The sequence below is a fragment of the Blastomonas sp. genome, assembly GCF_046294995.1.
Taxonomy (GTDB): domain Bacteria; phylum Pseudomonadota; class Alphaproteobacteria; order Sphingomonadales; family Sphingomonadaceae; genus Blastomonas.
This window is the reverse complement of record NZ_JBKBOG010000016.1, coordinates 65,363-77,023: the sequence shown is the minus strand read 5'-3', so window position 1 is coordinate 77,023 and position 11,661 is coordinate 65,363. Positions and strand designations below refer to the sequence as shown.

The 11,661-nt window shown below is 65.6% G+C and carries 11 protein-coding genes; 7 read left to right on the top strand and 4 right to left on the bottom strand.

All coding sequences use genetic code 11. From position 1 onward, the window contains the following. The 4 genes from ACK4R0_RS14650 to ACK4R0_RS14635 all read left to right on the top strand — a co-directional run. Window positions 1-1,108 (top strand): hypothetical protein (locus ACK4R0_RS14650; RefSeq protein WP_409675496.1); only part of this gene is annotated, 1,108 nt, incomplete at its 5' end. 69 nt (window positions 1,109-1,177) lie between these two features. After that, a complete protein-coding gene (locus ACK4R0_RS14645) occupies window positions 1,178-1,822 on the top strand; it encodes a glutathione S-transferase family protein (protein WP_409675493.1) in 645 nt (214 codons plus the stop codon). Continuing rightward, a complete protein-coding gene (locus ACK4R0_RS14640) occupies window positions 1,819-2,238 on the top strand; it encodes a GFA family protein (RefSeq protein ID WP_409675490.1) in 420 nt (139 codons plus the stop codon). The genes ACK4R0_RS14645 and ACK4R0_RS14640 overlap by 4 nt, the downstream gene beginning before the upstream one ends. 201 nt (window positions 2,239-2,439) lie before the next feature. Beyond that, the gene (locus tag ACK4R0_RS14635; protein ID WP_409675487.1) at window positions 2,440-4,473 is read left to right on the top strand and encodes a DUF3857 domain-containing protein; all 2,034 of its coding nucleotides are present in this window, start codon (window positions 2,440-2,442) and stop codon (window positions 4,471-4,473) included. A gap of 33 nt (window positions 4,474-4,506) precedes the next feature. On the opposite strand, the gene ACK4R0_RS14630 is transcribed toward ACK4R0_RS14635, so the two are convergent. Then, window positions 4,507-5,148 (bottom strand): ankyrin repeat domain-containing protein, encoded by a 642-nt coding sequence (locus tag ACK4R0_RS14630; protein WP_409675484.1) that lies wholly within the window; start codon window positions 5,146-5,148, stop codon window positions 4,507-4,509. A gap of 100 nt (window positions 5,149-5,248) precedes the next feature. On the opposite strand from ACK4R0_RS14630, the gene ACK4R0_RS14625 reads away from it, so the two are divergent. From ACK4R0_RS14625 to ACK4R0_RS14615, 3 genes are all read left to right on the top strand, one after another. Then, on the top strand, window positions 5,249-5,851 hold the full coding sequence (locus ACK4R0_RS14625) for an SCO family protein (RefSeq protein ID WP_409675481.1): 603 nt from the start codon (window positions 5,249-5,251) through the stop codon (window positions 5,849-5,851). Further along, window positions 5,839-6,276, top strand: a complete 438-nt coding sequence (locus tag ACK4R0_RS14620) for a YcgN family cysteine cluster protein (RefSeq protein WP_409675478.1) — start codon at window positions 5,839-5,841, stop codon at window positions 6,274-6,276. Before ACK4R0_RS14625 ends, ACK4R0_RS14620 begins: the two co-directional genes overlap by 13 nt. 166 nt (window positions 6,277-6,442) lie before the next feature. After that, window positions 6,443-7,153: a M48 family metallopeptidase gene (locus ACK4R0_RS14615; protein WP_409675475.1), complete on the top strand. Its 711-nt coding sequence runs from the start codon at window positions 6,443-6,445 to the stop codon at window positions 7,151-7,153. Between the two features lie 166 nt (window positions 7,154-7,319). Here the strand turns inward: ACK4R0_RS14615 and ACK4R0_RS14610 are convergent, their stop codons facing one another. The 3 genes from ACK4R0_RS14610 to ACK4R0_RS14600 all read right to left on the bottom strand — a co-directional run bounded on the left by ACK4R0_RS14610 (window position 7,320) and on the right by ACK4R0_RS14600 (window position 11,630). Beyond that, window positions 7,320-7,619, bottom strand: coding sequence for a type II toxin-antitoxin system RelE/ParE family toxin (locus tag ACK4R0_RS14610; RefSeq protein WP_409675471.1), 300 nt, complete (start codon window positions 7,617-7,619; stop codon window positions 7,320-7,322). After that, the gene (locus tag ACK4R0_RS14605) at window positions 7,616-7,867 is read right to left on the bottom strand and encodes a CopG family ribbon-helix-helix protein (RefSeq protein ID WP_409675468.1); all 252 of its coding nucleotides are present in this window, start codon (window positions 7,865-7,867) and stop codon (window positions 7,616-7,618) included. Before ACK4R0_RS14605 ends, ACK4R0_RS14610 begins: the two co-directional genes overlap by 4 nt. 73 nt (window positions 7,868-7,940) lie before the next feature. Further along, entirely contained in the window at window positions 7,941-11,630 is a 3,690-nt protein-coding gene (locus ACK4R0_RS14600) for an SDR family oxidoreductase (protein WP_409675465.1), read from the bottom strand. Window positions 11,631-11,661: the final 31 nt, after the last annotated feature.

Here is an 11,661-nt window from a genome sequence, read left to right as displayed (position 1 = left end):
CGGCCTTGCAGCGATGGGAAGCGGCGGCGGCATGGGGGCGGGGCTGTCGATGATGTTCGGCGGTGGCGGCAACAAGCAGATGCATGAGCTGATCCTGCGGCTGGGTTCGTCCCGGGCGCCCGCGTCCGGAGCGCCCAAGGCCGATCATTTCATGCCTCCGGCTGCCAAGCTCGGCGCCTCGGTGCCCTTGCTCACCCCCAAGCCCGGCACCCGCACCGACGAGGTCCCCGAAGACCTGCCCAAGGACTTCCAGCGCCCCAAGGGGCGATTGCTGATCTATTGGGGATGCGGCGCCAAGGCCGGGCCGGGCCAGCCGGTGATCATCGACTACGCCAGGTTGACCGCGGGCCAGGTGCCGCCCGACCTGTTCGCAGGCGCGATCGCGATCGACCGGTCGGTCAGCACCGGCAACAGCAAGACCTATGGCGAATGGCCCAATGCAGAAACCCGCAAGCTGGTCAGCGCGGACAGCTCGCTGCTCGGCGAGCACCGCATCGCGGGCAATTATGCGCCCGAAATCTCGTTCGCGCTGGCCCAGGACTTCATGCCCGCCATCACCGGCAAGGCGAGCCCGATCGCCGGCGGCGCCACCCAGATCAACTGGAACACGGTGACCGGGGCAACCGGATATTATGCGTGGGTGATGAGCGCCAAGGCCAACAGCAAGGGCGAGTTCGAGGACATGGTGTGGTGGTCGTCCTCCGCCTCGCGCCAGTTTGGCGGCGCATTGTGGGACTGGATCGCGCCCGCGCAGGTCGCCAGGCTGATCCAGCAGCAGGTTGTCATGCCGCCATCGCAGACCAGCTGCACCGTGCCAGCAGAGGTGGCCGCAGCGGGCGGAGACTTCGCGCTCGGCAACCTTTATGCCTATGGCCCGGAAGCGAACTTCGCCTATCCGCCGCGTCCGGCCAACGCCAAGACGCCATGGACCCCTGAATGGACCGCGCGGGTCCGGTACCGCTCGAACTCGTCCTGGCTGCTGAACGGTCCGGACATGAGCGCGATCCTGAGCGGCGGCGAGGACAGCGAGGCGCCCAAGAAGAAGAAAAAGTGCAAGGGCGGGCTCGGCGGGCTGCTTGGCGCCGTGGTCACCGGAGAAGGGTGCTGAACGCTTGGTGACGCCAGATGTTCATGATATGTTCCATTCCGTCACCGAGTCGTATCAAGGGGAAGATGCATGAGCAGGCTGATTTTCTATACCAATCCCATGTCGCGCGGGCAGATCGCGCGATGGGCGCTCGAAGAAGCGGGCGCGGAGTATGAGCAGCGCATCGTCGAGTATGGTCCCCAGATGAAGGGGCCGGAATATCTGGCGATCAACCCGATGGGCAAGGTTCCCGCGATCGTCCACGATGGCAAGGTGGTCACCGAGTGTGCCGCGATCTGCGCCTATCTGGCCGACGCGTTTCCCGAAGCCGGACTTGGCCCCACCGCCCAGGAGCGTGCCGATTACTATCGCTGGATGTTCTTCGGCGCCGGGCCGCTCGAACAGGCGGTCACCAACCGGTCGATGGGCTGGGACGCGGCGCCCGACAAGCAGGGGATGGTGGGCTATGGCAGCTTCGATCTGGTGGTCGATACGCTGGCGGGATGGCTCGAGGCGCACGATTACATCTGCGGCGACCGGTTCACCGCGGCGGATGTCTATGTCGGCGCGCAGGTGGATTGGGGGCTGATGTTCGGCACGCTGCCCGATCGGCCCGCTTTTGCCGCTTATGCCGAACGGCTGCGCGCCCGCCCTGCCTATATCCGCTCCAAGGCGGTCGACACCGGGTTGATCGAAGCCGCCAAGGCGCGCGCAGCCGAAGGCGCGCCGGCATGACCCGCGCAGAAGGCGGATGCCATTGCGGCGCGGTGCGGTTTGCCATCGAGGTTGCAAGCGAAGGCGATGACGCGCCGCGCACGGCCCTGTGCCACTGCGCCGACTGCCGCAGATGCGCGGGCGCGCCGGTGGTCGGCTGGACCGCGGTGCCGAGTTCGACCTTCACGGTGTTGCAGGGAACGCCGACGGTGTACCGGTCATCCGAACTGGCCGAGCGCAGCTTCTGCGCGCAGTGCGGCACCGGGCTGTTCTATATCAACGAAACCGTCTTGCCCGGGCTGGTCGACATCCAGACCGCGACCTTCGACGACCCGCAAGCGTTCCCAGCGATGGCACATATCCAGGCGGCAGACGCGATCGGTTGGATGATGCAGGCGCACGAACTGCCCAGGTTCGATCGATATCCCGAGTTCTGACCAGGACTAGCCCGTTCGACCTCGATCCGGAGCCACTGCGGAACTGAAACCTTCGGCCGGTGCAATCCCGGCAAGGTGTTTGCGCGGCGCCTGGCCGATCCGCATGTTGCCCAAGCGGCACACCAACCGACCGCACGCTCTATCGGCTTGCAATCGAAAGGGGCGTGGCCTCTTATACGATCGGGCAACGATGGAGCGGGTGTGCGTATTACAGTGTCGGTCGGTTGTGTTCTGCTGGCTGCTGCTCAACCGGTTCTGGCGCAAAAGGACCAGATCGCACGTGGGGCCGAACCCGAATGGGTCCGCCAGTCCGAGCTTGCAGAGGTTCCCGAAGACGCTGCCGGTGCCTTTTTCGTTCGCCGCCAGGATATGCTGGTGCACCTCGATACCAAGGGGCAGCAGCAATATCTGGGCTACAGGATCAAGCTGCTGCATCCCAATGCGCTGCAGCTTGGCAACCTTGCCATCTCGTGGAATCCGCAGGCCGGCGCGCCGATCGTGCACGCCATCAAGGTGCACCGCGACGGCGCGGTCATCGACGCGCTGAAAGCGGGCACCTTCGAGATCTTGCGCCGCGAAAACCAGCTCGAGGCCGCCAGCCTGGATGGCGTTCTCACCGCAGTCCTGCGGGTTGCCGATCTCAGGGTCGGCGATGAGCTCGAATTTGCAACCACGATCCGGATCGCCGATCCCACTTTGGGCTCTGCCACCGCAGGGCTGTTGACGCTGGCGCCCAGTCTGCCATCGGGCCGCTATCGCATGGGCCTGAGCTGGATCGACGGGCAGGAGCCCCGGATCAGCATGACCGATGACTTCAAGGCGGTCGCACGGGTGTCCGAACGCACGATCGAACTCGACTTCCTCGATCCCCCGGTGATGACCGACATCAAGGATGCGCCCTGGCGCTACCAGTGGCAGCGGGTGCTCGAATACAGCGATTATCCGGACTGGGCCGCGATCTCGCAGCGCTTCGCGCCGTTATATGCCGCCGCCGCCAGGCTGCCTGCGGGATCGCCGATCCGCCAGGAGGCCGCCCGCATCGCTGCTGCGCATTCCGACCCGGCCGACCGGGTGCAGGCGGCGCTGCGGCTGGTGCAAAAGGACGTGCGCTACATCTACGTCGGACTCGATGGCGGCAACCTTACCCCGGCCACCGCCGAGGACACCTGGAAACGCCGCTATGGTGATTGCAAGGGCAAGACTGCTCTGCTGCTGGCACTGCTGGCCGAGCTGGGGATCGAGGCCGAACCGGTGCTGGCCAACAATTCGGGCTTCGACGACGGTCTCGACCAGCGGCTGCCCAGCCCCGGCCTGTTCGATCATGTGCTGGTGCGCGCAACCGTCGGCGACGAACAGCTGTATCTCGACGGGACCTTGCCCGACGTGATCGCTGCGAGCGCGGAGCCGTTCCTGCCCTATCGCTGGGTGTTGCCGCTGAGGACCGCTGGAGCCTCGATCGAGCCGCTGCCATGGAAACCGTCAAGCCGCCCGGACGAGATTTCATTGTACGAGATCGATGCGACCGAAGGCTTCGATGTCCCCGCACAGATCAACAACACGGTCATCACCCGCGGCCTGGACGGCCTCAAGCAGCATTTGCAATATTCCGCGATTGCGGCGGCGCAGCTTCAGGAGGCGCTCAGCCAGCAGCTGGTCGGAGAGACGTGGCAGACGATCGACAAGGTCGCGTGGCGCTATGACCGAAAGGCGCAGGCCAGTATCCTGACGATCAGCGGCAAGGGGACGGTCGATTGGGAGAAGGACGGTGGCGGGGCGCGTTCGACGGCATTGCCCGGCGGAGGCGTCAGCCCGCCCGATCGGCGCATCCGGCCCGCCGGACAGGACCAGACCCTGCCTTATGCCAATACGCCGGGCTATAGCTGTTATGTGACCACGGTCCGCTTGCCAAAGACCGCGTCAGAGAAGCACTGGTCGTTCAAATCGGGCTTCGACACCCGGATTTTCGGCAAAAATTACTATCGCGTTTTCGGTATTGGCGATGGCGCCATCCGGATGATCCGCAGCTCGCGCACCGAGCAGATCGAGATCGATGCGGAGGCAGCGCGCAAGGACAACGACCGCATCGCCGCGTTCGACAATTCCAAGGGCTATATCTTCTACGATCCGGCGGGAGTCGACATGCCGCCGTCGCGGGCAAAGCCGGTGCCTGCCACTTACGATATCGACTGGACCGCGGACAACGTGCCGTGTCTGCCTGCGGACACCAAACCCTGAAGCAGCCAGCGCTAGCCTTGGCTTAGCCCTCGCTCAGCCTGTCGGGCCGAACACGTTGGGGGTCTTGGTACCGCCGGTACGGTCCTTGTCGTTTTCCTTGATCGCCTCGAGGATCTGCGGGTTGCGGAAATCGCCGCCGGCATAATCGCGCGCCGACTGGCCGGCGATGGTGTCCTGCTTGTCGGCGTTGGCACCCGCCTTGAGCAGCAGCCGCACCATGGCCAGGTCACGCAACTGCACCGCCCGGATCAGCGCGGTCTCGCCCGAATTGTTGGTCGCATCGACCTGCGCCTTGCGCGCCAGCAGCGTTTCGGCGCCGTCGACGAACCGCAGCGTCGTCGCCAGCATCAGCGGGGTGACACCGTTCTTGTCGCGGACATTGGGGTTGGCGCCTTTCTGCAACAGAAAGCCCATCCAGGTGAGGTCGCGCCGTGCCGTCACGATGTGCAGCGCCGACTCGCCCGAGGTGATGTCCTTGGTGTTGACGATGGTGCTGCCCGGCTCGTTGAGCATCTGCGTCGCCTTGTCGCCGTCGCGCTCGCGCACCGCCTTGAGGAAGTTGTAGCTGTCGGAAAATTGCGCGCTGGCAACCGCAGGAATCATCAAGGCAAATGCGGCGATGGCGGCGATCCACAAACGGGACAAGGTGTTGAAACGGATGGTCACGGGTTGCATCGTCCTTGCAAAAAACTGCGCCAGGGGACGGGCGCGACCGTCGAAGTGGTCACCATTCCCCTTGAAAGCGGGTGCATAGCAGAGCAGAGACAAACCTGTCATGAACAAAACCCCCGCATTCCTCTTCGCGCTTGCCCTGTCGGCCGCGCTTTCCGCCTGCTCCGGCACCGCTCCAAGGCAGGAGCCGCCGCTGGAAGGCGCGCGGATCGGCGGCGCCTTCAGCCTGACCGATCAGGACGGCCAGACGGTCAGCGACACCGACTTTGCCGGCAAGCACCGCATCATCTATTTCGGCTACAGCTTCTGCCCGGACGTCTGCCCGATCGATCTGCAGAAGATCGCAGCGGGCTTTGCGCTGTTCGAAAAGCAGCAGCCCGAGCGTGCCGCAAAGATCCAGCCGATCTTCATCACCATCGATCCCGAGCGCGACACCCCGGCGGTGCTCAAGCAGTATGTCAGCGCGTTTCATCCGCGGCTGATCGGCCTCACCGGCACGCCGGAGCAGATCAAGGCCGTCGCAGATGCGTATCTGGTGATGTACAAGGCGCAGAAGCCCGAAGGCGGCGATGAAGGTGCAGGCTATCTGGTCGATCACAGCCGGCAGGCCTATCTGATGGGGCCCAAGGGTGAGCCGATCGCGCTGCTGCCCTATGACGAAAGCCCCGAGAAGATCGCGGCCGAAATCGACAAATGGACGGCGTGAATCGCTTCTGGGAACAGCCGCTGGCGAGCCTTGACCGGGCGCAATGGGAAGCGCTGTGCGATGGCTGCGGCAAATGCTGCCTGCACAAGGTGGAAGACGAGGACACCGGCCGCATCCACCCGACCAACGTCGCCTGCCGCCTGCTCGACACGCGCACCGCGCAATGCGCCGATTACCGCCACCGCCGCGCTTTGGTGCCCGATTGCCTGCGGCTGACGCGCGGCAATGTCGGCACGATCAGCTGGCTGCCCTCGACCTGCGCCTATAATCTGCGCGCGCAAAACCTGCCGCTGCCCGATTGGCACCATCTGCTGACCGGCAGCACGGCGGCGATGCACGCCGGCGGGCATTCGGTGGCGGGCAAGGTGATCAGCGAGGTGCACGCCGGACCGATCGAGAACCACATCATCGATACCGAGCTGTGATGGCTATGCAGCCTGTCACCCTCACCCTTCCGGCGCTGTGCGCCTCGCTCCCTCTCCCGATGGGAGAGGGAAGGGGCCCGCGACGCGAAGCGGAGTGGCAAGGGTGAGGGTGAACGGCACGATACGCCCCCTCGCCCGCCTTTTTACCCGCAAGCCGGCTCCGGCCGTGCCTTCCGACGCTCCCGCGCAGATCACCATCAACGAACGCGAATATGCGCTGGTCATCCGCCGCCATGCCCGCGCGCGCAACATCCGCCTGCGCACCGATCCGGCCAAGCGCGCGCTGCTGATCACGCTGCCCGGCCACGCCCGGCTGGGCGAGGCGATCGCGTTTGCCCGCGCGCAGGCCGACTGGATCGAGGCGAGCTTCGCCAGGGCCGGCGCGCATGTCGCGATCGAGCCGGGCGCGCTGATCCCCTATCGCGGCGCCGATCACCGCATCGTCTGGGATGTAGGCCAAGGCCGCCGGGTGAGCATCGCCGACGGCGTGATCCGCCTGGGCGGCGCAGCCGATCTGATCGACACCCGCCTCACCCGATGGCTCAAGGCCGAAGCCAAGCGCCTGTGCGCCGCCGACCTTGCCGAATATTGCGCCCGCGCGGGCGTCCCCACCCCGTCGCTCGCGATCAGCAACGCCGCGCGCCGCTGGGGCAGTTGCTCGGCCAACGGCACGATCCGGATCAACTGGCGGCTGGTGATGGCGCCGGATGCGGTGCGCCGCTCGGTCGTCGCGCACGAGGTCGCGCACCTGCGCCACATGAACCACAGCGCGGATTTCTACGCCTGGCTCGACACGCTGTTCGAAGGCGACCGCAAGAGCGCCGACCACTGGCTCAAGGCGCACGGGCGGGGGCTTTATCTGGTGGGCGGGGGCTGATCTCGCAGCGATTGCACGCACGTCCCTCGACTTGGCTCGGGACAAACGGACGTGGTAGCGCGAAGCGCGCGATCCCCTCCACCCTCCCCGAGTTCCCGAGCGCAGTCGAGGGACGTTGCACGACTGCCGGACAGGTCGTGTTCAAACCTTGAAGCGATTGCGATGGTTACGCCGGCCAGCGGTCATTCGGCCAATCTCGGGCAGTATGAATAACGCGCAGGATCGACACAGACTGGTCGTCGACCGCCAGTGTATAAGCTATGATATAGGGAATGCCGCGCACAGATTTTTCATAGATACCCGCAACTCGGCCCGGGTGCCCAGTGGCAAAATCTCCCAGCTGCGCGCCGGTCCTGCGGATGGCTTGGCCCACTCGATATGCAGCATCGGGGTCGTCATCGGCAATGTGGCGCAGCACCGCCAAATAATCTGCACGCGCCGCAGCGGACCAGACAACCCGCCTCATGCGCGCCCGGCTTGGGCCTTACGCGCTTCGGCAATGATGGCGTCTGCCTCGGCCATGACCTGTTCGTGCGGGAAGACGCGCCCAGCCTCGACATCCGCCAACCCCTGCTGGATGCCTTCGATGATCGCCAGTTCCCGTTCGACATACGCAGACACGGCAGCCGCTGCGAGATAGGACCGACTGCGATCGGTGCCCTTGGCTAACCGCGAAAGCTTGTCGCTGACCGCCTGCGGGACGCGGATGGTCATTGTCGTGCTGTTCATTGTGCCACCTCATACTTTCAGATGTACACAAGTTAGCACAGAGGCGAGCATCTCTCAATCACACCGTCATCGACGTGCCTCTGTAAATCCGCGCGCGGTACCGCGAATCCTGCGCATCGGGCAGCGGGGCGCCGACCAGCAGCACCGCGCGGGCGAAGCGCTTCAACTCTTCCTGATGCTCCACCGCGTTGCGGGGTTCTTCGGAGCGGATGCGGCGGGTGAGGTTGATCTGGTTGGTCGGCACATCGTGCACCAGACGCTCGTTTTCGACCGCCAAAGTTGCAGTGAACGCGTGCAGCGTCGTCTTGACGAAGTTGGCGAGCGCGAACGCGGGCCCGCTCTGGCCGAACGGCACATCGGGCGAGACCAGCACCAGCTGGCAGGAATCGTACAGCGACGCCTTGCGCGACACGCGGAAATGCTGGGTCAGGTTTTCCTCGCACAGGTCGCGGAATTCCTCGGCGCTCAGCATCGCGCCTTCGTCGAACAATCGGTCGGGAAGGCCCGCCATCGGGGTGGAGACCACCGTGGTCGGCCGCCCGAAATCGGTCAGCGCCTGGTCCATCGCCGATTCGACATCCGCGCCGCAGACGCGGACCGTCACCTTGGCGGCGACCGCCGGATCGAGCAGCGCCAGCACGCCCGCGCCGCCCGCCTCGCTGCGGGTCAACAGCACGACGCGTGCGACGTCGAGATCGCCGATCAGGTGCCCTGCGGTCTCGGCGATGTAATCGGCCAGATGCTCGCCGATCACCCACACGGTCTTGCCCTTCATCTGGTCGAGCCGTTCCTGCTTGGGGCTGCCGAACATCTCGCGCTCGGTGTACGATCGTTCGACGCTGAGGCCGCCCGAGGGCATGAACGTCTCGCCGCTGACCGCGCGGTCGGCGAGATAGAACACCGTTGCCTGCGCGACTTCGCTTTCCTTGGGCATCGCGCCCAGATGCAGCTGCGACAGAACCCCGCGCCCGACCTTGTCGGCTTCCTTGCCGATGCGGTCCTGCGGCAGATAGGGCATGTCATCGGGGGGCGTGACCATCAGCCAGCTGGTGAGGCCGTCGGCGGTGCCGCTGCGCTGCTGCCAGTCGGCATTCTGCAGCAGATAGCCCGCCGAGCGCAGCCGCGCGAGCAGGCGCCCTGCGATCTCGGGGGTGAGCAGATAGCGGTCCCAGGTGCAGATGCCATCGCCCTCACGCGCGAGCTCAAGGCACAGCAGCCGCAGCGGATCGGGCGTCGAACGGTCGTGGCTGAGATAGCCGGTATCGTTGCGCGCCAGACGGCCGAGCACATGGGCAACTTCCGCACCCTCGCGGATCGACTCGATCACCGCGGCATAAATGGCGTTCAGCCGCTTGTTCTCGAGGATCAGCCGCGCACGCCTGAGGAACAGCCCGGGCTTGCCGCCGGTGCCCGACAGCCGGTCGCCATCGACCGGTCCCGGTGCGATCGCGTTGACCTGGATTTCAGGGCCGAGGAAGCGCGAAAAGCTTTCCACCATCGCGCGCTGACCGGCCTTGGAGACGGCGTAATCGGCGCGGTTGGGATAGGCGACCGCGAGGAACTTCTCGCCGCCGAAATAGCTCGAAACGTTGAGGATATAGCCTGATCCCTGGCGTTTCATGATCGGCACGACATAGTGCATCAGCAGATAGTTGCTGATGAGGTTTGCATCGAGCGTCCAGCGCCAGGTGTCGAGCGGCATGTCGATCACCATGTCCTCGGCGCCTGCAACGCCGGCGTTGTTGATCAGGTAATCGATCCGCCCGAACTCGGCCATGGTCGCATCCGCCGCCTTGCGCAGTGCATCGAAATCGCTGACATCGACATTGGCGATGAACTTGATCCGCCGTTCGACGCCCGAAAAGCCGACATCCTGCAGTTCGCCGACGATGCGTTCGCGCGCCGCCTCGAGCTCGCTCTCGCGCCGGGCGACCATCATGACCTTGGCGCCTGCGAGCGCGAGCAACCGCGCCACCTGTCCGCCGATCCCGGCAGAACCCCCGGTGATCAGCGCGACCTTGCCCAGATGCAGCCCGGTGATGTTCTCGGCAAAGCCCAGCATCGCCTTGCGCGCGCCGGTCTCCTCGCCGATGTTGGCAGGCAGGTACAAAGAGGTCTCGGTGATCTTCTGTTCCTTGAACACGATCCGGGTCGCATGGCCTGCCGCAAAGCGGATATTGTCCTCTTCGGCATTGGTATAGCGCACGATCTGATTGCCCCAGACCGCGCGCTGCTGGCGGCCGTGCAGCGCCTCTACCCGTGATTCATCGCGCCAGATGGTGATCAGCTGTGCGATCGCGGCGGTCATGATCCGCCCGAAGCGGTCGCCATTGCCATCGGTGGGCGACGACATGAACACATAGCGCGGATCCTGCAGCAGATCGGTGCGCTGCTTCCAATAGCGCGCCAGCGTGCGGGCCAGCGCGATCGCGCCCGACAATTCGACATCGAGCAGCATGTCGACATCGGCATCGGTGGCGCCGGCGAGCGTTGCGGAGAACAGGTTCGAGGCCTTGACCGGCAGGATGATCGCGCTGCCCAGCGGGCCGTGCGCATCCGAAAAGGCGCGCAGCACCGCCTCCATGCCATCGGGCTCGGCGCGGTTGAAGCGCATGATGTCGATGCCATCGCCCAGGTTCTGCGCGCGCACCCTTGCCTCCGCCTGCGCGACATCGACCTGCCGCGTCAGCCCCAGCAGCACCCGTGCGCCCTGCAGCAGCTGAATCCGCGCGATTTCCAGGGCGTCTTCCCATTGTTCGCCCGCCGCGATCAGCACGTTGAGGCCGGTGCCGTCGAGCGAACGCATCGACGGGCGGGTCATGTACGTCGAGCGTGAATCCTTGCGCACCTCCATGCCATGGGTGACGTCGATCTCGTTGCCGTTGAGCGCGGCTGACTCATCGCTGGCAAGAAACAGGCAGGCATCGGCGATGTCGCCCGGCACCGGCAGCGTCTTGGCGGGTTTGGCACCGCCCATGCTGCGGCTTAGCGACATGCGGCCCATGAAATAGTCGGCGGTGGCGCCGTCGCCCTCGCCCTGCAGTTTGTCCATCGAGGCGAAGACGGTGCGGATGCGCTCGCTTTCGATCGGGCCGGGGAACACGGTGTTGACGCGGATGCCCTCGGCTCCGAGCTCCTTGGCCAGCTCCTGGCTGAGCGCGTTCAGGGCCGCCTTGGGCACCACATAGGCGGTGCGGCCGTGATAGCGGGTGTGCGCGAAGATGGTCGAGATGTTGATCACCGACCCGCCTGGCTGCATGATCGGCGCGGCGGCGCGGGTGAGGTTCCAGCTGACCCCGAGCAAGTTGCGCATCGCATCGGCGACGGTTTCGGTGTCGCCATTGGCTTCCATTTCGGCGCGGGTCAGCGGCACGTTTTCGAGCGTCTGGCGGGGACCGGCCGAGCCCGCATTGTTGACGAGCACGTCGATCCGGCCCAGCGCCGCCTTGACCTCGCCCATCGCCGTGCGGACAGATTCGGGGTCCGCGCCATCGAGGATCACGGTGAAAACGCGGGCCTCGTCGACCCCGGTTTCGGCGAGCAGGGCCGCCTTGGCCGCTTCGAGCCGTTCGGCGGTGCGCCCGGTCATCACCAGGGTCGCGCCTTCGCCGATGAAGCGGCGGATGATCGCACCGCCCAGGTTGCCCGCAGCGCCGGTGACCAGGGCCACCTTGCCTGCCAGCCTGCCGCCGCCTGACGGTGTATGGGTTGCTTCCGCGCTTTTGGTCGCCTTGGTCTTGCTCGTCATGTCGGTAATCCCCTGCCGCGCCGGTTCCGGC